Annotated in this window: 30 protein-coding genes; 28 read left to right on the top strand and 2 right to left on the bottom strand. The window is 66.0% G+C overall.

Features of this window, described 5'->3' with window-relative positions:
• The first annotated feature begins 110 nt into the window (after nt 1–110).
• Nucleotides 111–3596, top strand: a complete 3486-nt coding sequence (gene rpoB, locus ACFVKT_RS29720) for a DNA-directed RNA polymerase subunit beta (RefSeq protein WP_385737206.1) — start codon at nt 111–113, stop codon at nt 3594–3596.
• Between the two features lie 94 nt (nt 3597–3690).
• Nucleotides 3691–7590, top strand: a complete 3900-nt coding sequence (locus tag ACFVKT_RS29715) for a DNA-directed RNA polymerase subunit beta' (RefSeq protein ID WP_385737203.1) — start codon at nt 3691–3693, stop codon at nt 7588–7590.
• A 140-nt stretch (nt 7591–7730) separates the two neighbouring features.
• Here ACFVKT_RS29715 and ACFVKT_RS29710 read toward each other — a convergent pair whose 3' ends face one another.
• Complete coding sequence (locus ACFVKT_RS29710; protein ID WP_385737200.1) at nt 7731–9044, bottom strand: hypothetical protein; 1314 nt, start codon at nt 9042–9044, stop codon at nt 7731–7733.
• Nucleotides 9045–9417: 373 nt separating this feature from the next.
• On the opposite strand from ACFVKT_RS29710, the gene rpsL reads away from it, so the two are divergent.
• The 4 genes from rpsL (at nt 9418) to tuf (ending at nt 13793) form a co-directional block, all read left to right on the top strand.
• Nucleotides 9418–9789, top strand: a complete 372-nt coding sequence (gene rpsL, locus ACFVKT_RS29705) for a 30S ribosomal protein S12 (protein ID WP_003948652.1) — start codon at nt 9418–9420, stop codon at nt 9787–9789.
• Nucleotides 9790–9791: 2 nt separating this feature from the next.
• Nucleotides 9792–10262 (top strand): 30S ribosomal protein S7, encoded by a 471-nt coding sequence (rpsG, locus tag ACFVKT_RS29700; RefSeq protein WP_081218873.1) that lies wholly within the window; start codon nt 9792–9794, stop codon nt 10260–10262.
• A gap of 39 nt (nt 10263–10301) precedes the next feature.
• A complete protein-coding gene (gene fusA, locus ACFVKT_RS29695; RefSeq protein WP_385737197.1) occupies nt 10302–12431 on the top strand; it encodes an elongation factor G in 2130 nt (709 codons plus the stop codon).
• A gap of 168 nt (nt 12432–12599) precedes the next feature.
• On the top strand, nt 12600–13793 hold the full coding sequence (gene tuf, locus ACFVKT_RS29690; protein WP_385737194.1) for an elongation factor Tu: 1194 nt from the start codon (nt 12600–12602) through the stop codon (nt 13791–13793).
• Between the two features lie 98 nt (nt 13794–13891).
• On the opposite strand, the gene ACFVKT_RS29685 is transcribed toward tuf, so the two are convergent.
• Entirely contained in the window at nt 13892–15115 is a 1224-nt protein-coding gene (locus ACFVKT_RS29685) for a cytochrome P450 (protein ID WP_385737191.1), read from the bottom strand.
• Between the two features lie 105 nt (nt 15116–15220).
• On the opposite strand from ACFVKT_RS29685, the gene ACFVKT_RS29680 reads away from it, so the two are divergent.
• The 22 genes from ACFVKT_RS29680 (at nt 15221) to rpmD (ending at nt 26658) form a co-directional block, all read left to right on the top strand.
• On the top strand, nt 15221–15388 hold the full coding sequence (locus ACFVKT_RS29680; protein ID WP_385737188.1) for a hypothetical protein: 168 nt from the start codon (nt 15221–15223) through the stop codon (nt 15386–15388).
• Between the two features lie 226 nt (nt 15389–15614).
• Nucleotides 15615–16862 (top strand): acyltransferase family protein, encoded by a 1248-nt coding sequence (locus ACFVKT_RS29675; protein ID WP_385737185.1) that lies wholly within the window; start codon nt 15615–15617, stop codon nt 16860–16862.
• Between the two features lie 446 nt (nt 16863–17308).
• Nucleotides 17309–17617: a 30S ribosomal protein S10 gene (rpsJ, locus tag ACFVKT_RS29670; protein ID WP_003948644.1), complete on the top strand. Its 309-nt coding sequence runs from the start codon at nt 17309–17311 to the stop codon at nt 17615–17617.
• 17 nt (nt 17618–17634) lie between these two features.
• Nucleotides 17635–18279: a 50S ribosomal protein L3 gene (gene rplC, locus ACFVKT_RS29665; RefSeq protein ID WP_266456024.1), complete on the top strand. Its 645-nt coding sequence runs from the start codon at nt 17635–17637 to the stop codon at nt 18277–18279.
• Between the two features lie 4 nt (nt 18280–18283).
• A complete protein-coding gene (rplD, locus tag ACFVKT_RS29660; protein ID WP_385737182.1) occupies nt 18284–18940 on the top strand; it encodes a 50S ribosomal protein L4 in 657 nt (218 codons plus the stop codon).
• Nucleotides 18940–19356 (top strand): 50S ribosomal protein L23, encoded by a 417-nt coding sequence (gene rplW / locus ACFVKT_RS29655; protein WP_385737179.1) that lies wholly within the window; start codon nt 18940–18942, stop codon nt 19354–19356. Before rplD ends, rplW begins: the two co-directional genes overlap by 1 nt.
• 39 nt (nt 19357–19395) lie before the next feature.
• Entirely contained in the window at nt 19396–20232 is an 837-nt protein-coding gene (gene rplB, locus ACFVKT_RS29650) for a 50S ribosomal protein L2 (protein ID WP_043676819.1), read from the top strand.
• 12 nt (nt 20233–20244) lie between these two features.
• On the top strand, nt 20245–20526 hold the full coding sequence (rpsS, locus tag ACFVKT_RS29645) for a 30S ribosomal protein S19 (protein ID WP_005481224.1): 282 nt from the start codon (nt 20245–20247) through the stop codon (nt 20524–20526).
• 42 nt (nt 20527–20568) lie between these two features.
• Nucleotides 20569–20916 (top strand): 50S ribosomal protein L22, encoded by a 348-nt coding sequence (rplV, locus tag ACFVKT_RS29640; protein ID WP_006604878.1) that lies wholly within the window; start codon nt 20569–20571, stop codon nt 20914–20916.
• Nucleotides 20916–21770 (top strand): 30S ribosomal protein S3, encoded by an 855-nt coding sequence (rpsC, locus tag ACFVKT_RS29635; protein ID WP_385737174.1) that lies wholly within the window; start codon nt 20916–20918, stop codon nt 21768–21770. Before rplV ends, rpsC begins: the two co-directional genes overlap by 1 nt.
• 5 nt (nt 21771–21775) lie before the next feature.
• Complete coding sequence (gene rplP / locus ACFVKT_RS29630) at nt 21776–22195, top strand: 50S ribosomal protein L16 (protein WP_099500627.1); 420 nt, start codon at nt 21776–21778, stop codon at nt 22193–22195.
• Nucleotides 22195–22419: a 50S ribosomal protein L29 gene (rpmC, locus tag ACFVKT_RS29625; protein ID WP_003998824.1), complete on the top strand. Its 225-nt coding sequence runs from the start codon at nt 22195–22197 to the stop codon at nt 22417–22419. Before rplP ends, rpmC begins: the two co-directional genes overlap by 1 nt.
• Nucleotides 22419–22703 carry a 30S ribosomal protein S17 gene (gene rpsQ / locus ACFVKT_RS29620; RefSeq protein ID WP_043676826.1) on the top strand — a complete coding sequence of 95 codons (285 nt, stop codon included), beginning with the start codon at nt 22419–22421 and terminating at the stop codon, nt 22701–22703. Before rpmC ends, rpsQ begins: the two co-directional genes overlap by 1 nt.
• Nucleotides 22704–22806: 103 nt before the next feature.
• Nucleotides 22807–23175: a 50S ribosomal protein L14 gene (rplN, locus tag ACFVKT_RS29615; RefSeq protein ID WP_003992364.1), complete on the top strand. Its 369-nt coding sequence runs from the start codon at nt 22807–22809 to the stop codon at nt 23173–23175.
• A 2-nt stretch (nt 23176–23177) separates the two neighbouring features.
• Nucleotides 23178–23501, top strand: coding sequence for a 50S ribosomal protein L24 (gene rplX, locus ACFVKT_RS29610; protein ID WP_266455993.1), 324 nt, complete (start codon nt 23178–23180; stop codon nt 23499–23501).
• Nucleotides 23501–24058: a 50S ribosomal protein L5 gene (rplE, locus tag ACFVKT_RS29605; RefSeq protein WP_385737170.1), complete on the top strand. Its 558-nt coding sequence runs from the start codon at nt 23501–23503 to the stop codon at nt 24056–24058. Before rplX ends, rplE begins: the two co-directional genes overlap by 1 nt.
• Nucleotides 24059–24063: 5 nt before the next feature.
• The gene (locus ACFVKT_RS29600; RefSeq protein ID WP_003956452.1) at nt 24064–24249 is read left to right on the top strand and encodes a type Z 30S ribosomal protein S14; all 186 of its coding nucleotides are present in this window, start codon (nt 24064–24066) and stop codon (nt 24247–24249) included.
• A 207-nt stretch (nt 24250–24456) separates the two neighbouring features.
• Nucleotides 24457–24855, top strand: coding sequence for a 30S ribosomal protein S8 (rpsH, locus tag ACFVKT_RS29595; RefSeq protein ID WP_055614920.1), 399 nt, complete (start codon nt 24457–24459; stop codon nt 24853–24855).
• Between the two features lie 24 nt (nt 24856–24879).
• Nucleotides 24880–25419, top strand: coding sequence for a 50S ribosomal protein L6 (rplF, locus tag ACFVKT_RS29590; RefSeq protein WP_385737167.1), 540 nt, complete (start codon nt 24880–24882; stop codon nt 25417–25419).
• A gap of 3 nt (nt 25420–25422) precedes the next feature.
• Nucleotides 25423–25806, top strand: a complete 384-nt coding sequence (gene rplR / locus ACFVKT_RS29585) for a 50S ribosomal protein L18 (RefSeq protein ID WP_168510320.1) — start codon at nt 25423–25425, stop codon at nt 25804–25806.
• Between the two features lie 64 nt (nt 25807–25870).
• Nucleotides 25871–26476 carry a 30S ribosomal protein S5 gene (gene rpsE / locus ACFVKT_RS29580; RefSeq protein ID WP_006376045.1) on the top strand — a complete coding sequence of 202 codons (606 nt, stop codon included), beginning with the start codon at nt 25871–25873 and terminating at the stop codon, nt 26474–26476.
• On the top strand, nt 26476–26658 hold the full coding sequence (gene rpmD, locus ACFVKT_RS29575; RefSeq protein WP_383678740.1) for a 50S ribosomal protein L30: 183 nt from the start codon (nt 26476–26478) through the stop codon (nt 26656–26658). Before rpsE ends, rpmD begins: the two co-directional genes overlap by 1 nt.

Below are 26658 nucleotides of genomic sequence, written 5' to 3'. Positions count from 1 at the left end.
AATCGTCCCTGACCTGGCCTTTTTCGGCCGAATCGGGAACGCCTCAGCTCTGTGTCCGACATGGGACCGGTACGCGCGTAGTGAGTCCGAGCCCTCGGAAGGACCCCCTCTTGGCCGCCTCGCGCACTGCCTCGACCGCGAATACGAACAACGGCGCCAGCACCGCCCCGCTGCGCATTTCCTTTGCAAAGATCAAGGAGCCCCTCGAGGTTCCGAACCTTCTTGCGCTGCAGACCGAAAGTTTCGACTGGCTGCTCGGCAACGCCTCGTGGAAGGCTCGTGTCGAGGCGGCTCTGGAAAGTGGACAGGACGTCCCCACCAAGTCCGGTCTTGAGGAGATCTTCGAGGAGATCTCTCCGATCGAGGACTTCTCAGGGTCGATGTCCCTGACGTTCCGCGACCACCGCTTCGAGCCGCCGAAGAACTCGATCGACGAGTGCAAGGACCGTGACTTCACGTACTCCGCGCCGCTCTTCGTCACCGCCGAGTTCACCAACAACGAGACCGGCGAGATCAAGTCCCAGACGGTCTTCATGGGCGATTTCCCGCTCATGACCAACAAGGGCACCTTCGTCATCAACGGCACCGAGCGTGTCGTCGTGACGCAGCTGGTCCGTTCGCCGGGTGTCTACTTCGACTCCTCCATCGACAAGACGTCCGACAAGGACATCTTCTCGGTCAAGGTCATCCCGTCCCGGGGTGCCTGGCTGGAGATGGAGATCGACAAGCGCGACATGGTCGGTGTCCGCATCGACCGCAAGCGCAAGCAGTCCGTCACCGTTCTCCTGAAGGCTCTCGGTTGGACGACCGAGCAGATCCTGGAGGAGTTCGGCGAGTACGAGTCCATGCGCGCCACCCTGGAGAAGGACCACACCCAGGGCCAGGACGACGCGCTGCTCGACATCTACCGCAAGCTGCGTCCCGGCGAGCCGCCGACCCGTGAGGCCGCGCAGACGCTGCTCGAGAACCTCTACTTCAACCCCAAGCGCTACGACCTGGCCAATGTCGGCCGTTACAAGGTCAACAAGAAGCTGGGCGGCGAAGCCCCGCTGGACGCCGGGATCCTGACCGTCGAGGACATCATCGAGACGATCAAGTACCTGGTGAAGCTGCACGCCGGTGAGACCGAGACCGTTGGTCCCAACGGCGCCTCGATCGTCGTCGAGACCGACGACATCGACCACTTCGGCAACCGTCGTCTGCGCAACGTCGGCGAGCTCATCCAGAACCAGGTCCGCACGGGTCTGGCTCGTATGGAGCGCGTCGTCCGCGAGCGCATGACGACTCAGGACGTCGAGGCGATCACGCCGCAGACCCTGATCAACATCCGGCCGGTCGTCGCCTCCATCAAGGAGTTCTTCGGCACCAGCCAGCTGTCGCAGTTCATGGACCAGAACAACCCGCTGTCGGGCCTGACCCACAAGCGCCGTCTGAACGCGCTGGGCCCCGGTGGTCTGTCCCGTGAGCGGGCCGGCTTCGAGGTCCGTGACGTTCACCCGTCGCACTACGGCCGCATGTGTCCGATCGAGACCCCCGAAGGCCCGAACATCGGCCTGATCGGCTCGCTCGCCTCCTACGGCCGGATCAACGCGTTCGGTTTCGTCGAGACCCCGTACCGCAAGGTCACCGGTGGTGTCGTCACCGACGACGTCGACTACCTCACGGCTGACGAAGAGGACCGATTCGTCATCGCGCAGGCCAACGCGCCGCTCACCGAAGAACTTCGGTTCGAGGAGTCCCGCGTGCTGGTCCGCCGTCGTGGCGGAGAGGTCGACTACGTCCCCGGTGACGACGTCGACTACATGGACGTCTCGCCGCGCCAGATGGTGTCGGTCGCGACCGCCATGATCCCGTTCCTCGAGCACGACGACGCCAACCGTGCCCTGATGGGCGCGAACATGATGCGTCAGGCCGTGCCGCTCATCAAGTCCGAGGCGCCGCTGGTCGGCACCGGCATGGAGTACCGCTGCGCGGTCGACGCCGGTGACGTCCTGAAGTCGGAGAAGGACGGTGTGGTCCAGGAGGTCTCCGCGGACTACATCACCACCGCCAACGACGACGGTACGTACACCACGTACCGCCTCGCGAAGTTCTCCCGCTCCAACCAGGGCACGTCCGTCAACCAGAAGGTTGTCGTGGACGAGGGCGCCCGCGTCGTCGCCAGCCAGGTGCTGGCCGACGGTCCGGCGACCGAGAACGGCGAGATGGCGCTCGGCAAGAACCTGCTCGTGGCGTTCATGCCGTGGGAGGGTCACAACTACGAGGACGCGATCATCCTGTCGCAGCGCCTCGTGCAGGACGACGTCCTCTCCTCGATCCACATCGAGGAGCACGAGGTCGACGCCCGTGACACCAAGCTCGGCCCCGAGGAGATCACCCGGGACATCCCGAACGTCTCCGAGGAGGTCCTCGCCGACCTCGACGAGCGCGGCATCATCCGTATCGGTGCCGAGGTCGTCGCCGGTGACATCCTCGTCGGCAAGGTCACGCCCAAGGGTGAGACCGAGCTGACCCCCGAGGAGCGCCTGCTCCGCGCGATCTTCGGTGAGAAGGCGCGCGAGGTGCGCGACACCTCGCTGAAGGTGCCGCACGGCGAGATCGGCAAGGTCATCGGCGTCCGCGTCTTCGACCGTGAAGAGGGCGACGAGCTGCCGCCGGGCGTGAACCAGCTGGTTCGTGTCTACGTGGCGCAGAAGCGCAAGATCACGGACGGTGACAAGCTCGCCGGCCGCCACGGCAACAAGGGTGTCATCTCGAAGATCCTGCCGATCGAGGACATGCCGTTCCTGGAGGACGGCACCCCGGTCGACATCATCCTCAACCCCCTCGGTGTCCCGTCCCGAATGAACCCGGGACAGGTCCTGGAGATCCACCTCGGCTGGCTCGCCAGCCGCGGCTGGGACGTCTCCGGGCTCGGCGACGAGTGGGCGCAGCGCCTCCAGGCCATCGGCGCCGACCAGGTCGATCCGGGTACCAACGTCGCCACCCCCGTCTTCGACGGTGCGCGTGAGGACGAGCTCGCGGGTCTGCTGCAGCACACGATCCCGAACCGCGACGGCGACCGCATGGTCCTCCCGTCCGGCAAGGCACCGCTGTTCGACGGCCGCTCCGGCGAGCCGTTCCCGGAGCCGGTCTCGGTCGGCTACATGTACATCCTCAAGCTCCACCACCTGGTCGACGACAAGCTGCACGCCCGCTCGACCGGTCCGTACTCGATGATCACCCAGCAGCCGCTGGGTGGTAAGGCCCAGTTCGGTGGCCAGCGCTTCGGTGAGATGGAGGTGTGGGCGCTTGAGGCTTATGGCGCCGCGTACGCCCTCCAGGAGCTGCTGACCATCAAGTCCGACGACGTCACCGGCCGCGTGAAGGTCTACGAGGCCATCGTCAAGGGCGAGAACATCCCAGAGCCCGGCATCCCCGAGTCCTTCAAGGTGCTCATCAAGGAGATGCAGTCCCTGTGCCTCAACGTGGAGGTGCTGTCCTCGGACGGCATGTCCATCGAGATGCGCGACACCGACGAGGACGTCTTCCGCGCAGCGGAGGAGCTCGGCATCGACCTGTCCCGGCGCGAGCCGAGCAGCGTCGAAGAGGTCTGACGGGAGTCCGGAGACCTGTACTCACAGGTCTCCGGCCCCAGGACCCCCGTATCAGACCCCTAAGACTTACAACCCTGAGAGGGATTGACGCATAGTGCTCGACGTCAACTTCTTCGATGAGCTCCGGATCGGTCTGGCCACCGCTGACGACATCCGTCAGTGGAGCCACGGCGAGGTCAAGAAGCCTGAGACCATCAACTACCGCACCCTCAAGCCCGAAAAGGACGGACTCTTCTGCGAGAAGATCTTCGGTCCGACCCGGGACTGGGAGTGCTACTGCGGCAAGTACAAGCGCGTCCGCTTCAAGGGCATCATCTGTGAGCGCTGTGGCGTCGAGGTCACTCGCGCCAAGGTGCGCCGTGAGCGGATGGGCCACATCGAACTGGCCGCGCCCGTCACCCACATCTGGTACTTCAAGGGCGTTCCGTCGCGTCTTGGCTACCTGCTCGACCTCGCTCCGAAGGACCTGGAGAAGGTCATCTACTTCGCGGCGTACATGATCACGTACGTCGACGACGAGCGTCGTACGCGTGACCTGCCCTCGCTGGAGGCGCACGTCTCCGTCGAGCGTCAGCAGGTCGAGAACCGTCGTGACGCCGACCTCGAGTCGCGTGCCAAGAAGCTCGAGGGCGACCTGGCCGAGCTTGAGGCCGAGGGCGCCAAGGCCGACGTACGCCGCAAGGTGCGCGAAGGTGCCGAGCGTGAGATGAAGCAGCTGCGTGACCGTGCGCAGCGCGAGATCGACCGTCTCGACGAGGTGTGGACCCGGTTCAAGAACCTCAAGGTCCAGGACCTCGAAGGTGACGAGCTGCTCTACCGCGAGCTGCGTGACCGCTTCGGCACGTACTTCGACGGTTCGATGGGTGCCGCGGCGCTGCAGAAGCGCCTGGAGTCCTTCGACCTCGACGAAGAGGCCGAGCGGCTTCGCGAGATCATCCGTACCGGCAAGGGCCAGAAGAAGACCCGTGCGCTGAAGCGGCTGAAGGTCGTGTCTGCCTTCCTGCAGACCTCCAACAGCCCCAAGGGCATGGTCCTCGACTGCGTCCCGGTCATCCCGCCGGACCTGCGTCCGATGGTGCAGCTGGACGGTGGCCGCTTCGCGACCTCCGACCTGAACGACCTGTACCGCCGCGTGATCAACCGCAACAACCGTCTGAAGCGACTCCTTGACCTCGGCGCCCCCGAGATCATCGTGAACAACGAGAAGCGCATGCTTCAGGAGGCCGTCGACGCGCTCTTCGACAACGGCCGTCGTGGTCGCCCGGTCACGGGCCCCGGCAACCGTCCGCTGAAGTCGCTGTCCGACATGCTCAAGGGCAAGCAGGGTCGTTTCCGTCAGAACCTGCTCGGCAAGCGTGTGGACTACTCCGCGCGTTCCGTGATCGTCGTCGGTCCGCAGCTGAAGCTGCACCAGTGCGGTCTGCCCAAGGCCATGGCACTGGAGCTCTTCAAGCCGTTCGTGATGAAGCGCCTGGTGGACCTGAACCACGCGCAGAACATCAAGAGCGCCAAGCGGATGGTCGAGCGCGGCCGCACGGTCGTGTACGACGTCCTGGAAGAGGTCATCGCCGAGCACCCGGTTCTGCTGAACCGTGCGCCGACGCTGCACCGCCTCGGCATCCAGGCCTTCGAGCCGCAGCTGGTCGAGGGCAAGGCCATCCAGATCCACCCGCTCGTCTGCACCGCGTTCAACGCGGACTTCGACGGTGACCAGATGGCCGTGCACCTGCCGCTCTCCGCGGAGGCGCAGGCCGAGGCCCGCATCCTGATGCTGTCCTCGAACAACATCCTGAAGCCCGCCGACGGCCGCCCGGTCACGATGCCGACCCAGGACATGGTCCTCGGTCTGTTCTTCCTGACCACGGACGGCGAACTGCGTGACGTCAAGGGCGAGGGCCGGTCCTTCGGCTCCACGGCCGAGGCGATCATGGCGTTCGACGCCGGCGAGCTCGCGCTCCAGTCGGCCGTCGACATCCGCTTCCCGGTGGGCACCATCCCGCCGCGTGGCTGGGTGCCGCCGGTCCGCGAAGAGGGCGAGCCGGAGTGGCAGCAGGGTGACATCTTCCGGCTGCGTACGACTCTGGGCCGCGCGCTCTTCAACGAGCTGCTGCCCGAGGACTACCCGTTCGTCGACTACTCGGTGGGCAAGAAGCAGCTCTCCGAGATCGTCAACGACCTGGCCGAGCGCTACCCCAAGGTCATCGTGGCGGCGACGCTCGACAACCTGAAGGCGGCCGGCTTCTTCTGGGCGACCCGCTCCGGCGTCACCGTGGCCATCTCCGACATCGTCGTTCCCGAGGCGAAGAAGGAGATCGTCAAGGGCTTCGAGGCGCTGGACGAGAAGGTTCAGAAGCAGTACGAGCGCGGTCTGATCACCAAGGACGAGCGCACTCAGGAACTCATCGCGATCTGGACCAAGGCGACCAACGAGGTTGCCGAGGCGATGAACGCGAACTTCCCGAAGACCAACCCCATCTTCATGATGGTCGACTCGGGTGCCCGAGGAAACATGATGCAGATGCGTCAGATCGCCGGTATGCGCGGTCTGGTGTCGAACGCCAAGAACGAGACGATCCCGCGCCCCATCAAGGCCTCCTTCCGTGAAGGCCTGTCGGTGCTCGAGTACTTCATCTCGACTCACGGTGCTCGTAAGGGTCTCGCCGACACCGCCCTGCGTACCGCCGACTCGGGTTACCTCACCCGTCGTCTGGTGGACGTCTCGCAGGACGTCATCATCCGCGAGGAGGACTGCGGCACCGACCGTGGCCTCAAGCTGCACATCGCGGAGCGCGGCGAGGACGGCGTGCTGCGCAAGGCGGACAACGTCGAGACCAGCGTGTACGCACGTGCGCTGGCCGAGGACATCGTCGTCGACGGAGTGGTGCTGGCCCCGGCCAACACCGACCTGGGCGACGTCCTCATCGACGAGCTCGTCAAGCACGGCATCGAGGAGGTCAAGACCCGCTCGGTCCTGACCTGCGAGTCCGCCGTCGGCACCTGCGCCATGTGCTACGGCCGTTCGCTGGCCACCGGCAAGCTGGTCGACATCGGTGAGGCGGTCGGCATCATCGCCGCCCAGTCCATCGGTGAGCCCGGCACGCAGCTCACGATGCGTACCTTCCACACCGGTGGTGTGGCCGGTGACGACATCACCCAGGGTCTGCCCCGTGTCGTCGAGCTCTTCGAGGCTCGTACGCCCAAGGGTGTCGCCCCGATCTCGGAGGCGGCCGGCCGCATCCGTATCGAGGAGACCGAGAAGACCAAGAAGATCGTCGTCACCCCGGACGACGGCAGCGACGAGACGGCGTTCCCGATCTCGAAGCGTGCCAAGGTCATGGTGCGTGAGGGTGACCACGTGGAGGTGGGCCAGAAGCTCACCTTCGGTGCCACCAACCCGCACGACGTGCTGCGGATCCTCGGTCAGCGCGCGGTCCAGGTCCACCTGGTCGGCGAAGTCCAGAAGGTCTACAACTCGCAGGGTGTGTCGATCCACGACAAGCACATCGAGATCATCATCCGGCAGATGCTGCGCCGTGTGACGATCATCGAGTCGGGCGACGCGGAGCTGCTGCCCGGCGAGCTGGTCGAGCGTTCGAAGTTCGAGACCGAGAACCGTCGTGTGGTCCAGGAAGGCGGCCACCCGGCCTCCGGCCGTCCGCAGCTGATGGGTATCACCAAGGCCTCGCTGGCGACGGAATCCTGGCTGTCGGCCGCCTCCTTCCAGGAGACGACCCGAGTCCTGACGGATGCGGCGATCAACGCCAAGTCCGACAGCCTCATCGGCCTCAAGGAGAACGTCATCATCGGTAAGCTCATCCCGGCCGGTACGGGTCTGTCCCGCTACCGCAACATCCGGGTCGAGCCGACCGAGGAAGCCAAGGCCGCGATGTACTCGGCCGTCGGCTACGACGACATCGACTACTCGCCGTTCGGCACGGGCTCCGGCCAGGCCGTCCCGCTGGAGGACTACGACTACGGTCCGTACAACCAGTAAGGCGTACGTCTGCTGAAGGGCGGCCACTCCGTTTCGTACGGGGTGGCCGCCCTTCGGCGTGTCATCGGGTGCGGTCGGCGGGTTCAGGGCCTGTACGGGCCCCTCAGCGCCGCTCAGGGCCGTGCTGTGACGCCGTTGTCCTACGGAATCCCCAGCTCGAAGATCACGTAGTGCGCGTACCACCCCGATGCCACCGCCGCTGTCGTGAAGAAGACCAGCAGGGTCGGCAGCTTCAGGCGGCTCATCGCGGCTGCCGGGGCGAGGAGGAGGGGGAAGCAGGGGAGAAGGTAGCGCGAAGTGTTGCCGAACATCTGCTGGGTGCCCAGGACGGAGACGATGCCGGCCAGTGTGTAGGCGACCAGGACCAGGGGCGGCCGCTTGCGCAGCATCAGGGCGATCAGGAAGGGCAGCGCCACCACCAGTTGCACGGCGAGCAGGTCCGGGACGCTGAAGGCGAAGATGTAGTCGTGCTTGCCGACGGCCGTGTTGCGCAGGACGTCGTAGGTGTAGTGGCCGAAGTCGAAGTAGTGGGCCCACCCCTCCTTCTGGAGCGTGAAGTACGCCGTGAGGTCGCCCATGCTGAGGCCGACCCAGGTGATGTAGGTGAGCAGGCCGAGTGGCGCGGCGAACATGGCGTACACCGGGCCCGCGACTCCGTGTTCCCGTCTGCTCTCGCGCCGGGCGAGCGTCACCAGCGCGGCCAGTCCCACGGCGCCGATGAGCGCGGCGGACGTGGGCCTGCTGAGCCCGGCGGCGAAGGCGAGCAGTCCGGCCGTCACCCACTGGCGTTTCATCACGGCGTAGCAGCACCAGGCGGCGATCGCCACGAACACGGACTCCGAGTACACCGCCCACTCGGTGCCCGCGCCGGGTGCCACGGCCCACAGCCCGGCGGCGATCGTGCCCGCGCGGGCCCCCGCGAGCAGGGAGATCACGGCGTAGATGCCGGCCGCGGCGACGAACGAGGCCAGGACCGAGACCAGCAGGCCGGACCCGAACAGGCCGAGGCCGGTGATCTCGGACACTGTCCGGATCAGGGCCGGGTAGAGGGGGAAGTAGGCGACCGAGTTCTGCTGGACCGTGAACATGCCGCCCGGGTCGAGCCGCTCCAGCGGGCGGGGGTCGTACCCCTTCTCCGCGACCTGGAGGTACCACCAGCCGTCCCAGCTGCCGAGTACGTCCCACCAGTGGGCGCCGCCGCCGAAGCGCGGGTTCTTCTTCTGGTATTCGCCTGCGCTTTCCAGCAGCCAGGCGAAGACGCCGAGACCTACGAGCTTGGCGATGCCGTAGAGGATCAGCGGGGCGGCGTACGGTCGTACGCCTGTCGGCAGTGTGAGGCGGCCGGCCAGGTGGCCGCCGGGTATTCGGGCCCGCCAATCCCGCCAGTACCGCCGCTCCGGCCGCTCGTCCGGTATGCCGGACTCCTTCGCCGCGTTGTCGGAAATCGTGCTCATGACGGTTCCCCCCGTCCGGCCACCGACCCAGAGCGTGACTCACTGTCCCGGTGGTTGTGAACTGTCTGTACCTAAGATCGCGACAGACTTGCACATCCCGGTCCGGACCCGTCCGGAACCCCCCGTGTGTCGGCCGCTGGGCATTTGTTTTGACCACAGCGAATGAGGTAGGTACGCTCATACCTTGTGCCTGGGGTGTGCCCTGGCCCCGCTGCGTGCCTTCGAACCGCAGCGGAAGTCGTAAGCGGCCACCGTGAATCTGCGCTCTTTTCGCCTTGCGGCGGGAGTCTGCAGGCTTCGACACACCCGACCGCGTGGGTCGGCGACGTTCCAGGTTAGCTCCACCATTCGGCACACAGAAACCGGAGAAGTAGTGCCTACGATCCAGCAGCTGGTCCGGAAGGGCCGGCAGGACAAGGTCGAGAAGAACAAGACGCCCGCGCTCGAGGGTTCGCCCCAGCGTCGCGGCGTCTGCACGCGTGTGTTCACGACCACCCCGAAGAAGCCGAACTCGGCCCTGCGTAAGGTCGCGCGTGTGCGTCTGACCAGCGGGATCGAGGTCACCGCCTACATTCCGGGTGAGGGACACAACCTGCAGGAGCACTCGATCGTGCTCGTGCGCGGCGGCCGTGTGAAGGACCTGCCCGGTGTTCGCTACAAGATCATCCGCGGTTCGCTCGACACCCAGGGTGTCAAGAACCGCAAGCAGGCCCGCAGCCGCTACGGCGCCAAGAAGGAGAAGTAGAAATGCCTCGTAAGGGCCCCGCCCCGAAGCGCCCGGTCATCATCGACCCGGTCTACGGTTCCCCTCTGGTGACCTCCCTGATCAACAAGGTGCTGCTGAACGGCAAGCGCTCCACCGCCGAGCGCATCGTCTACGGCGCCATGGAGGGCCTGCGCGAGAAGACCGGCAACGACCCGGTCATCACGCTCAAGCGCGCTCTGGAGAACATCAAGCCGACCCTCGAGGTCAAGTCCCGCCGAGTCGGCGGTGCGACGTACCAGGTCCCGATCGAGGTCAAGCCCGGTCGTGCCAGCACGCTCGCGCTGCGCTGGCTCGTCGGTTACTCCCGCGCCCGTCGCGAGAAGACCATGACCGAGCGTCTGCTGAACGAGCTTCTCGACGCGTCCAACGGCCTCGGTGCCGCTGTGAAGAAGCGTGAGGACACCCACAAGATGGCCGAGTCCAACAAGGCCTTCGCGCACTACCGCTGGTAGTCGCTACCCCCATCGAGACCGAGAGAAGACCGAAGCCTTATGGCTACCACTTCACTTGACCTTGCCAGGGTCCGCAACATCGGGATCATGGCTCACATCGACGCGGGCAAGACGACCACTACTGAGCGGATCCTCTTCTACACCGGCGTCAGCTACAAGATCGGTGAAGTCCACGACGGCGCCGCCACCATGGACTGGATGGAGCAGGAGCAGGAGCGTGGCATCACGATCACCTCTGCTGCCACCACCTGTCACTGGCCGCTCGAGGACAACGACTACACGATCAACATCATCGACACCCCGGGGCACGTCGACTTCACGGTCGAGGTGGAGCGCTCGCTGCGCGTCCTCGACGGTGCCGTCACGGTGTTCGACGGTGTCGCCGGCGTTGAGCCGCAGTCCGAGACGGTGTGGCGTCAGGCCGACCGCTACGGCGTGCCGCGTATCTGCTTCGTCAACAAGCTCGACCGGACCGGCGCGGAGTTCCACCGCTGCGTCGACATGATCAAGGACCGCCTTGGTGCGGTACCGCTGATCATGCAGCTTCCGATCGGTGCCGAGATGGACTTCAAGGGCGTTGTGGACCTGGTCCGCATGAAGGCGCTCGTGTGGTCCGCCGAGGCGGCCAAGGGCGAGATGTACGACGTCGTCGACATCCCGGCCACGCATGTCGAGGCTGCCGAGGAGTACCGCGGCAAGCTCGTCGAGGCCGTCGCGGAGAACGACGACGAGATCATGGAGCTGTTCCTGGAGGGCCAGGAGCCCACCGAGGAGCAGCTGTACGCCGCGATCCGTCGCGTCACCATCGCGTCCGGCAAGTCCAAGGACGTCACGGTCACCCCGGTGTTCTGTGGCACCGCGTTCAAGAACAAGGGCGTTCAGCCCCTGCTCGACGCGGTTGTGCGCTACCTCCCGACCCCGCTTGACGTCGAGGCCATCGAGGGCCACGACGTGAAGGACCCGGAGCTCGTGGTCAAGCGCAAGCCGTCCGTTGACGAGCCGCTGTCCGCGCTCGCGTTCAAGATCATGAGCGACCCGCACCTGGGCAAGCTCACCTTCGTCCGGGTCTACTCGGGCCGCCTGGAGACTGGCACCGCGGTGCTGAACTCCGTCAAGGGCAAGAAGGAGCGCATCGGCAAGATCTACCGCATGCACGCGAACAAGCGTGAGGAGATCGACGCGGTGGGCGCCGGCGACATCGTCGCCGTCATGGGCCTCAAGCAGACCACCACCGGTGAGACGCTGTGCGACGACAAGCAGCCGGTGATCCTGGAGTCCATGGACTTCCCGGCGCCGGTCATCCAGGTCGCCATCGAGCCCAAGTCCAAGGGTGACCAGGAGAAGCTGGGTGTCGCCATCCAGCGTCTCGCGGAGGAGGACCCCTCCTTCCACGTCCACTCGGACGAGGAGACGGGCCAGACCATCCTCGGCGGTATGGGCGAGCTGCACCTCGAGGTGCTGGTCGACCGTATGAAGCGCGAGTTCCGCGTCGAGGCCAACGTCGGCAAGCCGCAGGTCGCGTACCGTGAGACGATCCGCAAGGGCGTCGAGCGTCACGACTACACCCACAAGAAGCAGACCGGTGGTACCGGTCAGTTCGCCAAGGTGCAGATCGCGATCGAGCCGATCACCGAGACCGACGGTCCGGCGTACGAGTTCGTGAACAAGGTCACCGGTGGCCGTATCCCGCGGGAGTACATCCCGTCGGTGGACGCCGGTGCGCAGGAGGCCATGCAGTTCGGCATCCTGGCCGGCTACGAGATGACGGGCGTCCGCGTCACTCTTCTCGACGGCGGCTACCACGAGGTCGACTCCTCCGAGCTCGCGTTCAAGATCGCCGGTTCGCAGGCCTTCAAGGAGGCCGCGCGTAAGGCGAGCCCCGTGCTGCTCGAGCCGATGATGGCCGTCGAGGTCACCACGCCCGAGGACTACATGGGTGAGGTAATCGGCGACATCAACTCCCGCCGTGGCCAGATCCAGGCCATGGAGGAGCGTGCCGGTGCGCGCGTCGTGAAGGGCCTCGTGCCCCTCTCGGAGATGTTCGGCTACGTCGGCGACCTCCGCAGCAAGACGTCGGGTCGCGCAAGCTACTCGATGCAGTTCGACTCCTACGCCGAGGTTCCCCGGAACGTCGCCGAGGAGATCATCGCGAAGGCCAAGGGCGAGTAACACACCCCGTTTGCACGCTTTAGGCTTGACACCGACCGCCGGGGTTCAACCCCCGGCTGAGGGACGAGCGATCGTCCCCGGGACAGAACCCCGGCGGGCGGCATCCCAGCAAAGATCACCTGGCGCCGATGAGTAAGGCGTACCAGAACCACTCCACAGGAGGACCCAGTGGCGAAGGCGAAGTTCGAGCGGACTAAGCCGCACGTCAACATCGGCACCATCGGTCACATCGACCACGGTAAGACGACCCTCACGGCCGCCATTACCAAGGTGCTGCACGACGCGTACCCGACCCTGAACGAGGCCTCGGCCTTCGACCAGATCGACAAGGCTCCTGAGGAGCGCCAGCGCGGTATCACGATCTCGATCGCGCACGTCGAGTACCAGACCGAGACGCGTCACTACGCCCACGTCGACTGCCCCGGTCACGCGGACTACATCAAGAACATGATCACGGGTGCGGCGCAGATGGACGGCGCCATCCTCGTGGTCGCGGCCACCGACGGCCCGATGCCGCAGACCAAGGAGCACGTGCTCCTGGCCCGCCAGGTCGGCGTTCCGTACATCGTTGTCGCCCTGAACAAGGCCGACATGGTGGACGACGAGGAGATCCTGGAGCTCGTCGAGCTCGAGGTTCGTGAGCTGCTCTCCGAGTACGAGTTCCCGGGCGACGACCTTCCGGTCGTCAAGGTCTCGGCGCTCAAGGCTCTCGAGGGTGACGCCGAGTGGGGTCAGACCGTCCTCGACCTGATGAAGGCCGTCGACGAGAACATCCCGCAGCCCGAGCGTGACGTCGACAAGCCGTTCCTCATGCCCATCGAGGACGTCTTCACGATCACCGGTCGTGGCACCGTCGTCACCGGTCGTATCGAGCGTGGTGTCCTCAAGGTCAACGAGACCGTCGACATCGTCGGCATCAAGACCGAGAAGACCACCACCACGGTCACCGGCATCGAGATGTTCCGCAAGCTGCTCGACGAGGGCCAGGCCGGTGAGAACGTCGGTCTGCTGCTTCGTGGCATCAAGCGCGAGGACGTCGAGCGCGGCCAGGTCATCATCAAGCCCGGCTCGGTCACCCCGCACACCTCGTTCGAGGCGCAGGCGTACATCCTGTCCAAGGACGAGGGCGGCCGTCACACGCCGTTCTTCAACAACTACCGCCCGCAGTTCTACTTCCGTACCACGGACGTGACCGGCGTCGTGACCCTCCCCGAGGGCACCGAGATGGTCATGCCGGGCGACAACACTGAGATGACCGTTGAGCTCATCCAGCCCGTCGCCATGGAAGAGGGCCTGAAGTTCGCCATCCGTGAGGGTGGCCGGACCGTGGGCGCCGGCCAGGTCGTCAAGATCAACAAGTAGTCCTGCTTGTTGGCCTGAACACCTGGTAGCTCCTTCAAGAGCTCCGAGAAGGGCCCGTACGACTTCGGTCGTACGGGCCCTTCTGCCATGCCCGGGGGTCACCAGGTGACGGGGAGCGCCACCGGTCCGCGGATCATCGTGCGCTGCCGCCAGGGGACCTGGTCGGCGGGTACGGCGAGGCGCAGCCCCGGCAGCCGGTCGAGGAGGGTGTCGATCAGGAGGTCGGTCTGCATCCGGGCGAGGACGGCGCCGGTGCAGTAGTGGGGGCCGTTGCCGTAGGCGAGATGCGCGCTGGTGTCCCGGTCGATGTCGATGCGGTCGGGGTCGGGGAAGACGTCAGGGTCGCGGTTGGCGGCGAGGTAGGAGACGTAGACGGGGTCGCCCGCGGTGATCCGTACGCCGTGGATCTCGATGTCCTCCATGGCGATGCGGGCCAGGCCGACCGAGGTGCGGTGCGGGATGTAGCGCAGGAGTTCGTCGACGGCGGCGGGGCGCGAGTCGGGCTGGCAGCGCAGGCGTTCCAGCAGCTCGGGGTCGGTCAGGATGAGGTAGAGCATCTGGCCGACGTTGTGGGTGACGGCCTCGCCGCCGATCTGGAGCGGGCCGGCGATGCCGATGGCCTCCGCCTCGCTGATGTCACCGCGGCCGACCGCGGCGCCGAGGAGCGAGAGCACGTCCTCGGCTTCGCTGCCGGCCCGCTCGCGGATGGCCTCGGTGATCCAGCCGTACATCCCGTCCTTGGCACGCTCCGCGGCCTCGGCGCCGCCCGCCGTGGAGATGATCTGCCGGGTCCAGGCGTGGATCTGCTCCCGGTCGGCGACCGGCACCCCCATCACGTCGCAGACGACGGAGAGGGGGAACGGTTCGAGGACGCGCTCGATGAGGTCGGCCGGAGGGCCGTCTTTCGCCACCCCGTCCACGAGTACGTCGAGCGTCTCCTGCGCGCGGGGGCGCAGCCGCTTCACGGCTCCCACGGTGTACGCGGCCGCCACCGCCTTGCGCAGCCGGTTGTGGTCGGGCTGGTCGGCGAACGCCAGCGATCCCGGCTTCGGCTTGAAGTGCGGTGCGATCCGGGTGACCTGTCTGTCGACCACCTCCGCGCGGCTGAAGCGGGGGTCGTTCGTGATCATCTTGACGTCGTCGTGCCGGGTGGCGAGCCACGCCCAGCCCTCCCCGTGGGGGAGCCGGATCCGGGTCAGCGGCCCCTCGCGCATCAGCTCCGCGAGCACCGGGTCGAAGTCGGTCGCGTGCAGTTCGCGGGGCGGCCAGTCCCGTACGGGGGGAGGGGGCTGGCTGGTCAGGGTGGTGGTGTCTTCTGCCATGGGTCCACCATCAAACGGCGGGGGGCGGGTGTCGCGTGGGGGTGCTCCAGGCGGAGTCAGTCGGTCACGCCGGCGGTTGGTGTGCGAGCGGTCGTGTTTCTGCGGGTGGCAGCATCCTGCGCCCTCGACTACGTACCGTTCCGGGAGCTGCCGCTGTGGCTCAAGTGGTGGAAGGTCGTGTCAAAGGTCCACGGCAAGCCGGAGGTCTGGCAGATGGAGATCGTGTACGCGGTCGGTGAAGTCTGGGAGGCCCTGCGTCTACGCCGCCCTTGAGCGGGTACGCGGGCTTGTGGCCGACGCCTCGGCTCCGTAAGGGACTTGGCCGGTGTCAAGGGAACCATCAGCGAACCGCAGGTGGCTGCTTGTTGGACGTTGGGTCAACTGTCCGGCAGCCGTGTGAGTAATGTTCTTGTCTGGTCGCTGTGAGGTGGTTATGGCGGTCGTAGCCTAAGTTGGCTCGGGGCCGCTCGGTCCTGGGAGTCTTTGTGAGGGTGGGTAGGTGTTCATGCGTGGCGCCCTAGGAAGATCGGCGATACCCGTGGGGCGCGCGGGTGGGTTGCAACAGCCGCTTCCCCCGCTCGCCGAGTCGGACTGGCGGACCGGCGTCGCCGTTGCCGAGCGGCTGATGCAGCCGCCGGCGGGTGCCCGGGACGCGAAGCCCGCTCGGGCGCAGCGCACCCGCAGCCGGCTGTACGCCCTCGACGGCATCCGGATAGCCGCCGCGCTCATGGTCGCCGTGCACCACTTCGCCGGTACGAAACGGGTGAACCAGCCGGGCAACAACATCTGGGACCGTCCGGTGTCGGACATCATGCCCAACGTGTTCCGCTTCGCGACGTACGGCTGGATCGGCGTCGAGATCTTCTTCGTGATCAGCGGATTCGTGATCTGTATGTCGTGCTGGGGGCGCTCTCCCCGGCAGTTCTTCGTCTCGCGGGTGATCCGCCTCTACCCGGCGTACTGGTTCGCCGTCCTCTTCACCTCGGGCGTGCTGATGGCCCTGCCGGGGGTGTGGGAGCGGCTGAAGCCGCGGGAGATCCTCTTCAACCTCACGATGCTGCAGTCCGGTTCGGGTGTGCAGGACGTCGACGGCGTCTACTGGACCCTCTGGTCGGAAGTGCGCTTCTACCTGCTCTTCATGCTGGTCGTCGCGACCGGTCTGACGTACCGCAAGGTCGTCGTGTTCTGCTGCCTGTGGGGGGCGGCCGCGATGATCGCCCCGGAGTCAGACTTCAGGCTGCTGGTGCTCATCGCCAACCCCGACGGTGCCTGGTACTTCATCGCGGGCCTCGTCCTCTACCTCATGCACCGCTTCGGCCAGGACCTGCTGCTGTGGGGCATGCTCGTCATGTGCTGGCTGATGGCCCAGATGGAGCTGGGGCATCGGATCGACGCGGTCGAGCACGTCTCCAGCTGGCGGGGCAGCGTGCTGATCTTCACGGTGTTCCTGCTGTTCATGGTCGGCGTCGCACTCGGTATGACCGACCGCATCCAGTGGAAGTGGCTCGTCACCGCCGGCACCATGACGTACCCGCTCTATCTGATGCACTACGCGGCCGGTACGACGGTGATCAACCGGCTCCGGGACACCATGGACGCCCGGCTGCTCGTCGCCACCGTGATCGCGGGCTTCCTGCTCCTGAGCTATCTGGTCCACCGCTTCGTGGAGCGCCCCGTGGCGCGGCTGGTGAAGAGGGGGCTGGACAGATCCTTCTCCCGGTTGCGAGAGGTCCGGAGCACGGTCTGATCCTGGACCGGGCCCCGGTCGACCGAGCCTGTGTTTGACCTGCGTCACCTTCGGGGTACGATCCTCGGCTCGATTGGCCAGGCCCATGCCCCGTATGGCAGACTGTCGGAGTTGCTCGGTCGAGCGCCGATGCTGCGCGCCTCCCGTCGGGAGGACCGGAAGCGAGTCCCACAGTACTCGTCGCCCCAACTGCCGTAAGGCAGCGCTGGGGCGGACGTACGGGAATCTTTCGGGAAGTGTCAGCGGGGTGCAGGCCAGGCACCCGGTGGGTGTTTCAGCCCCCGGTCCTGCGGTTGCTTTCGGGCGAGCCGCGTCCCTCGCAGGGAAATCCGTAACGGATATCTGTGCGGCAGGAGCGCGACACACCCGACCGCGTGGGTCGGAGGACGGGACGCGAACCCCCGGGTTCCGGAGCGTTTCACTAGACAAAGGACTACTGAGTAGCCATGGCGGGACAGAAGATCCGCATCCGGCTCAAGGCCTACGACCACGAGGTCATCGACTCCTCGGCGAAGAAGATCGTCGAGACGGTGACGCGTACTGGTGCGTCGGTCGCGGGCCCGGTGCCGCTGCCCACTGAGAAGAACGTGTACTGCGTCATCAAGTCGCCGCACAAGTACAAGGACTCGCGCGAGCACTTCGAGATGCGCACGCACAAGCGCCTGATCGACATCCTCGACCCGACGCCCAAGACCGTTGACTCCCTGATGCGACTCGACCTCCCGGCCGGTGTCGACATCGAGATCAAGCTCTAAGGGCCGGTGATCTGAGAATGGCTAAGCAGATCAAGGGCATCCTGGGCGAGAAGCTCGGCATGACGCAGGTGTGGGACGAGAACAACCGTGTTGTTCCCGTCACCGTCGTCAAGGCCGGTCCGAACGTCGTGACCCAGGTCCGTACGAATGACTCCGACGGCTACGAGTCGGTCCAGATCGCCTTCGGCGAGATCGACCCTCGCAAGGTGAACAAGCCCCTCAAGGGTCACTTCGCCAAGGCCGACGTCACCCCCCGCCGCCATCTCGTCGAGATCCGTACCGCTGACGCCAGCGAGTACACCCTCGGCCAGGAGATCACCGCCGAGACCTTCGAGGCCGGCGTCAAGGTGGACGTGACCGGCAAGAGCAAGGGCAAGGGCTTCGCCGGTGTCATGAAGCGCCACAACTTCCGTGGCCTCGGCGCCGGACACGGTGTCCAGCGCAAGCACCGCTCGCCCGGTTCCATCGGTGGCTGCGCCACCCCCGGCCGTGTGTTCAAGGGCATGCGTATGGCGGGCCGTATGGGCAACGAGCGGGTCACCACCCAGAACCTGACCGTTCATGCTGTTGACGCGGAGAAGGGACTGCTCCTCATCAAGGGAGCCATCCCGGGTCCGAACGGCGGCCTCGTCCTGGTCCGTACCGCGGCCAAGGGGGTCTGAGGACATGACCACCATTGACATTCAGTCGCCCTCCGGCGACATCGCCGGGACCGTTGAGCTCCCGGCCGAGATCTTCGACGTAGAGAAGATCAGCATCCCGCTGCTCCACCAGGTCGTCGTCGCACAGCTGGCCGCTGCCCGTCAGGGCACGCACAAGGTCAAGCGTCGTGGCGAGGTCCGCGGTGGTGGCCGCAAGCCTTACCGCCAGAAGGGCACCGGCCGCGCCCGTCAGGGTTCGACCCGCGCTCCGCAGTTCGCCGGCGGTGGCGTCGTCCACGGCCCCACGCCGCGTGACTACTCGCAGCGGACCCCGAAGAAGATGAAGGCCGCGGCCCTGCGCCACGCCCTCACCGACCGGGCCCGCAACGCTCGTATCCACGTCATCACCGACGTGATCGACGGCGAGGCCATCTCCACCAAGGCCGCGAAGAGCTTCCTCGGCAAGATCTCGGAGCGCAAGAACGTGCTCCTGGTCATCGAGCGCTCCAACGAGGCCGCGCTGCTTTCCGCGCGCAACCTGCCCCAGGTCCACATCCTGGAGCCGGGCCAGCTGAACACGTACGACGTTCTCGTCTCGGACGACGTGGTCTTCACCCAGGCCGCTTTCGAGTCCTTCGTGTCCGGCCCCCAGGCCACTGACACCGAAGGGAGCGAAGCCTGATGGCTACGCGTCACCCGAGCATCGCCTCGAAGGCCGCCAAGGCCAAGAAGGTCGCGCGCATCGCCAAGGCGAAGCGCCACGAGACCGAGGGCAAGAACACCGTCGAGACGCCGATCAGCAAGTCGTTCACGGACCACCGTGACGTGCTGCTGAAGCCGGTCGTCTCCGAGAAGAGCTACGCGCTGCTCGACGAGGGCAAGTACACCTTCGTCGTGGCGCCGGGCGCCAACAAGACCCAGATCAAGCAGGCCGTTCAGGCGGTCTTCTCGGTCAAGGTCACCGGGGTCAACACGATCAACCGCCAGGGCAAGCGCAAGCGGACCAAGAGCGGTTTCGGTAAGCGTGCTGACACCAAGCGCGCCATCGTGACCCTCGCTGAGGGCGACCGTATCGACATCTTCGGCCAGGCCTCCTAACGGAGCGCCCTGGTCCGAATATCGGACGAGGACTGAGAAATGGGAATCCGCAAGTACAAGCCGACTACGCCGGGCCGCCGTGGCTCCAGCGTCGCCGACTTCGTCGAGGTCACGCGGTCCACGCCGGAGAAGTCGCTGGTTCGCCCCCTGCACAGCAAGGGCGGCCGTAACAATTCCGGTCGTGTGACCGTTCGCCACCAGGGTGGCGGACACAAGCGCGCCTACCGCGTCATCGACTTCCGTCGCCATGACAAGGACGGCGTGCCGGCGAAGGTCGCGCACATCGAGTACGACCCCAACCGCACCGCGCGCATCGCGCTGCTGCACTACGCGGACGGCGAGAAGCGTTACATCCTCGCCCCCCGCAACCTGTCGCAGGGCGACCGCGTCGAGAACGGTCCCGGGGCCGACATCAAGCCGGGCAACAACCTGGCGCTCCGCAACATCCCGGTCGGTACCACGATCCACGCGATCGAGCTCCGTCCGGGTGGCGGCGCCAAGTTCGCCCGCTCCGCCGGTGCCTCGGTGCAGCTGCTCGCGAAGGAGGGCACCATGGCCCACCTCCGCATGCCGTCCGGTGAGATCCGCCTGGTCGACCAGCGCTGCCGCGCCACGGTCGGCGAGGTCGGTAACGCCGAGCAGAGCAACATCAACTGGGGCAAGGCCGGCCGCAAGCGCTGGCTGGGCGTCCGCCCGTCCGTTCGCGGTGTGGCGATGAACCCGGTTGACCACCCGCACGGTGGTGGTGAGGGCAAGACCTCCGGTGGTCGCCACCCGGTCTCCCCGTGGGGTCAGAAGGAGGGTCGTACTCGCTCGCCGAAGAAGGCTTCGAGCAAGTACATCGTCCGCCGCCGCAAGTCGAACAAGAAGCGCTAGGAGCGGGTTTAGATGCCGCGCAGTCTCAAGAAGGGGCCCTTCGTCGACGACCACCTGATCAAGAAGGTGGACGTACAGAACGAAGCCGGCACCAAGAACGTCATCAAGACCTGGTCCCGTCGCTCGATGATCATCCCGGCCATGCTGGGTCACACCATCGCGGTGCACAACGGCAAGACCCACATTCCGGTGTTCGTCACCGAGTCGATGGTCGGCCACAAGCTCGGCGAGTTCTCGCCGACGCGCACCTTCCGGGGTCACGTCAAGGACGACCGGAAGTCGAAGCGCCGCTAACGCGGGGTGGAATCGACCATGACAGACACTGGAAGGACAACCATGGAAGCCAGGGCCCAGGCGCGGTACATCCGCGTTACGCCCATGAAGGCCCGCCGCGTGGTGGACCTTATCCGTGGCATGGATGCCACGGAGGCTCAGGCGGTCCTGCGTTTCGCCCCGCAGGCCGCGAGCGTGCCGGTTGGCAAGGTGCTTGACAGCGCCATCGCCAACGCCGCGCACAACTACGACCACACCGACGCCGGCAGCCTCGTCATCTCTGAGGCGTACGTCGACGAGGGTCCGACCCTGAAGCGGTTCCGGCCGCGTGCCCAGGGCCGTGCCTACCGGATCCGCAAGCGGACCAGCCACATCACCGTGGTCGTCAGCAGCAAGGAAGGAACCCGGTAATGGGCCAGAAGGTTAACCCGCATGGGTTCCGGCTCGGCATCACCACGGACTTCAAGTCCCGTTGGTACGCCGACAAGCTGTACAAGGACTACGTCAAGGAAGACGTCGCCATCCGTCGGATGATGACGTCCGGCATGGAGCGCGCCGGCATCTCGAAGGTTGAGATCGAGCGCACCCGTGACCGCGTGCGGGTGGACATCCACACCGCGCGTCCCGGCATCGTCATCGGCCGCCGTGGCGCCGAGGCCGACCGCATCCGCGGCGACCTCGAGAAGCTCACGGGCAAGCAGGTCCAGCTGAACATCCTCGAGGTCAAGAACCCCGAGACGGACGCTCAGCTGGTTGCTCAGGCCGTTGCCGAGCAGCTGTCCTCCCGCGTCTCCTTCCGCCGCGCCATGCGTAAGAGCATGCAGTCGGCGATGAAGGCCGGCGCCAAGGGCATCAAGATCCAGTGTGGTGGCCGTCTCGGCGGCGCCGAGATGTCCCGCTCGGAGTTCTACCGCGAGGGCCGTGTGCCCCTGCACACCCTCCGTGCGAACGTCGACTACGGCTTCTTCGAGGCCAAGACGACCTTCGGCCGTATCGGTGTGAAGGTCTGGATCTACAAGGGCGACGTCAAGAACATCGCCGAGGTCCGCGCCGAGAACGCCGCTGCCCGTGCGGGTAACCGCCCGGCGCGCGGTGGCGCGGGTGGCGGCGCCGACCGCCCGGCCCGTGGTGGTGGCCGTGGTGGCGAGCGTGGCGGCCGCGGCCGCAAGCCGCAGCAGCAGTCAGCGCCGGCTGCCGAGGCCCCCAAGGCCGACGCTCCCGCCGCAGCTGCCGCTCCGGCTGAGAGCACCGGAACGGAGGCCTGACCGAAATGCTGATCCCCCGTAGGGTCAAGCACCGCAAGCAGCACCACCCGAAGCGCCGTGGTCAGGCCAAGGGCGGTACGCAGGTCTCGTTCGGCGAGTACGGCATTCAGGCCCTCACGCCGGCTTACGTGACCAACCGCCAGATCGAGGCGGCGCGTATTGCGATGACCCGCCACATCAAGCGTGGCGGCAAGGTCTGGATCAACATCTACCCGGACCGCCCGCTGACCAAGAAGCCTGCCGAGACCCGCATGGGTTCCGGTAAGGGTTCGCCCGAGTGGTGGGTCGCGAACGTGCACCCGGGCCGGGTCATGTTCGAACTGTCCTACCCCAACGAGAAGATCGCCCGTGAGGCCCTCACTCGCGCAGCCCACAAGCTGCCGATGAAGTGCCGGATCGTCAAGCGCGAGGCAGGTGAAGCGTGATGTCGGCCGGTACCAAGGCGTCCGAGCTGCGCGAACTGGGTGACGAGGAGCTTCTCGCGAAGCTTCGCGAAGCCAAGGAAGAGCTGTTCAACCTCCGCTTCCAGGCGGCGACCGGTCAGCTCGAGAACCACGGGCGGCTCAAGGCCGTCCGCAAGGACATCGCGCGGATCTACACCCTGATGCGTGAGCGCGAGCTGGGCATCGAGACGGTGGAGAGCGCCTGATGAGTGAGAGCAATGTGACTGAGACCGCTGAGGCTCGTGGCTTCCGCAAGACCCGTGAGGGTCTCGTCGTCAGCGACAAGATGGACAAGACCGTCGTCGTCGCTGTCGAGGACCGCGTCAAGCACGCGCTGTACGGCAAGGTCATCCGCCGTACGAACAAGCTCAAGGCCCACGACGAGCAGAACGCTGCCGGCGTCGGCGACCGCGTCCTCCTGATGGAGACCCGGCCGCTGTCCTCGACGAAGCGCTGGCGCATCGTCGAGATCCTCGAGAAGGCCAAGTAATTACCTGAGGGGTTTCCCTCAGGTTGGTTCCGCCAGGCTCGGGGCGGGAGCGCCTTAACCGGTGCTCCCGCCCCGGGAACCGGCAGACAATCAGGAGATAGACGTGATCCAGCAGGAGTCGCGACTGCGTGTCGCCGACAACACTGGTGCGAAGGAAATCCTTTGCATCCGTGTGCTCGGTGGCTCCGGTCGCCGCTACGCGGGCATCGGCGACGTCATCGTCGCCACCGTCAAGGACGCGATCCCCGGTGGCAACGTGAAGAAGGGTGACGTCATCAAGGCGGTCATCGTTCGCACCGTCAAGGAGCGCCGCCGTCCGGACGGCTCGTACATCCGCTTCGACGAGAACGCCGCTGTCATTCTCAAGAACGACGGCGACCCTCGTGGCACCCGTATCTTCGGCCCGGTGGGCCGGGAGCTGCGCGAGAAGAAGTTCATGAAGATCATCTCGCTCGCGCCGGAGGTGCTGTAAGCATGAAGATCAAGAAGGGTGACACGGTTCAGGTCATCACCGGCAAGGACAAGGGCAAGCAGGGCAAGGTCATTGCGGCCTACCCCCGCGAGGACCGCGTCCTGGTCGAGGGTGTCAACCGGGTCAAGAAGCACACCAAGGCCGGCCCGACCGCGAAGGGTTCGCAGGCCGGCGGCATCGTCACGACCGAGGCGCCCGTCCACGTCTCCAACGTCCAGCTGGTCGTTGAGAAGGACGGCAACAAGGTTGTCACGCGTGTCGGTTACCGCTTCGACGATGAGGGCAACAAGATCCGCGTTGCCAAGCGGACGGGTGAGGACATCTGATGGCTACCACCACCACTCCGCGTCTCAAGACGAAGTACCGCGAGGAAATCGCGGGCAAGCTGCTTGAAGAGTTCTCGTACGCGAACGTCATGCAGGTTCCCGGCCTCGTCAAGATCGTGGTGAACATGGGTGTCGGCGACGCCGCCCGTGACTCCAAGCTCATGGACGGTGCCGTCCGTGACCTGACCACGATCACCGGTCAGAAGCCGGCCATCACCAAGGCCCGCAAGTCCATCGCGCAGTTCAAGCTGCGCGAAGGTCAGCCGATCGGTGCCCACGTCACGCTCCGTGGCGACCGCATGTGGGAGTTCCTGGACCGCACCCTGTCGCTCGCGCTTCCGCGCATCCGCGACTTCCGTGGTCTGTCCCCCAAGCAGTTCGACGGGCGTGGCAACTACACCTTCGGTCTCACGGAGCAGGTCATGTTCCACGAGATCGACCAGGACAAGATCGACCGCGTCCGGGGTATGGACATCACCGTGGTCACCACGGCGACCAACGACGCCGAAGGCCGCGCCCTTCTCCGTCACCTCGGCTTCCCCTTCAAGGAGGCGTAACCGAGATGGCGAAGAAGGCTCTGATTGCCAAGGCTGCTCGTAAGCCCAAGTTCGGTGTGCGTGCGTACACCCGCTGCCAGCGCTGCGGCCGTCCGCACTCCGTGTACCGCAAGTTCGGCCTGTGCCGCGTCTGCCTTCGTGAGATGGCTCACCGTGGCGAGCTGCCGGGCGTGACCAAGAGCTCCTGGTAGTCCCTTAGTTGGGATTACCCGAAGCTCTCGGTAAGCAATGGGTCGGTAAGGTGCCCTGCTCTCCATGGCTTAGGCTAGGAGGGTTGGGCGCCTGCCGCCCGTACGACTTACTACGCCGTAGGTCCCCGCACCGCACCCGTCCCGCCACTGAGTGGGGAGAGGGATGGCGCACTGGAAACCCCGGCGAGAGAGGCCGAAGGCCAATTCATGACCATGACTGATCCCATCGCAGACATGCTTACTCGTCTGCGTAACGCGAACTCGGCGTACCACGACGATGTCGCGATGCCGCACAGCAAGATCAAGTCTCACATCGCGGAGATCCTCCAGCAGGAGGGCTTCATCACCGGCTGGAAGGTCGAGGACGCCGAGGTCGGCAAGAAGCTCGTCCTCGAGCTGAAGTTCGGCCCGAACCGTGAGCGCTCCATCGCGGGCATCAAGCGGATCTCGAAGCCGGGTCTGCGTGTGTACGCGAAGTCCACCTCCCTGCCCAAGGTGCTCGGTGGCCTCGGCGTGGCGATCATCTCCACGTCGCACGGTCTCCTCACCGACAAGCAGGCCGGCAAGAAGGGCGTAGGCGGAGAAGTTCTCGCCTACGTCTGGTAACGGAAGGGAACGGAGGAAACAGCTATGTCGCGTATTGGCAAGCTCCCCATCACGGTTCCCGCCGGCGTGGACGTCACCATCGACGGCCGTACGGTCCAGGTGAAGGGCCCCAAGGGCTCTCTCTCCCACACCGTCGCGGCGCCTATCGAGGTCGCCAAGGGTGAGGACGGCATTCTCAATGTCACCCGCCCGAACGACGAGCGTCAGAACAAGGCCCTCCACGGCCTGTCCCGCACGCTGGTGGCGAACATGATCACCGGCGTGACCCAGGGTTACGTGAAGAAGCTCGAAATCAGCGGTGTCGGTTACCGCGTCCTGGCGAAGGGCTCCAACCTGGAGTTCTCGCTCGGCTACAGCCACTCGATCACGGTCGAGGCGCCCGAGGGCATCTCGTTCAAGGTCGAGAACCCGACGCACTTCTCGGTCGAGGGCATCGACAAGCAGAAGGTCGGAGAGGTTGCGGCCAACATCCGCAAGCTGCGCAAGCCCGACCCGTACAAGGCCAAGGGCGTCAAGTACGAAGGCGAAGTCATCCGCCGCAAGGTCGGAAAGGCGGGTAAGTAAGCCATGGCATACGGTGTCAAGATTGCTAAGGGCGACGCTTACAAGCGTGCTGCCATCAAGCGTCGTCACATCCGGATCCGTAAGCACATCTCGGGTACGGCTGAGCGTCCTCGCCTGGTCGTGACGCGTTCCAACCGCCACATCGTGGCCCAGGTCATCGACGACGTTAAGGGTCACACCCTGGCGTCGGCGTCGACCCTGGACACCACGGTCCGCGGTGCCGAGGGCGACAAGTCCGCGCAGGCCAAGTCGGTCGGGGCCCTGGTCGCCGAGCGCGCCAAGGCCGCCGGTGTCGAGGCTGTCGTATTCGACCGTGGTGGAAACCAGTACGCCGGGCGCATTGCCGCTCTGGCGGACGCCGCCCGCGAAGCCGGACTCAAGTTCTGAGTCGCCCGTCGCGCTAGCGACTTCGGTCGCTGCGTAGCTAGCGGAAAAAGAGAGAGGTAATCCAATGGCTGGACCCCAGCGCCGCGGAAGCGGTGCCGGTGGCGGCGAGCGGCGGGACCGGAAGGGCCGTGACGGCGGCGCTGCTGCCGCCGAGAAGACCGCGTACGTTGAGCGCGTTGTCGCGATCAACCGCGTCGCCAAGGTTGTGAAGGGTGGTCGTCGCTTCAGCTTCACTGCGCTTGTCGTAGTGGGCGATGGTGACGGCACCGTCGGTGTCGGTTACGGCAAGGCCAAGGAGGTGCCGGCCGCGATCGCCAAGGGTGTTGAAGAGGCCAAGAAGCACTTCTTCAAGGTCCCCCGTATCCAGGGCACCATCCCGCACCCGATCACGGGCGAGAAGGCCGCGGGCGTCGTCCTGCTCAAGCCTGCTTCCCCCGGTACCGGCGTTATCGCCGGTGGTCCGGTGCGTGCTGTCCTGGAGTGCGCCGGCGTTCACGACATCCTGTCGAAGTCGCTCGGCTCGTCCAACGCGATCAACATCGTGCACGCGACCGTGGCGGCCCTCAAGGGCCTGCAGCGTCCCGAGGAGATCGCGGCCCGCCGCGGTCTGCCCCTCGAGGACGTCGCCCCCGCGGCTCTGCTGCGTGCACGTGCGGGAGCGGGTGCGTAATGGCTCGCCTCAAGGTCACGCAGACGAAGTCGTACATCGGCAGCAAGCAGAACCACCGCGACACCCTGCGCTCCCTTGGTCTCAAGGGCATCAACACGCAGGTCGTCAAGGAGGACCGCCCCGAGTTCCGCGGAATGGTTCACGCCGTCCGTCACCTCGTGTCGGTTGAGGAGGTCGACTGA

This window comes from Streptomyces sp. NPDC127595, from assembly GCF_042671685.1.
GTDB lineage: Bacteria > Actinomycetota > Actinomycetes > Streptomycetales > Streptomycetaceae > Streptomyces.
This window is presented reverse-complemented; position numbering and strand designations above follow the sequence as displayed.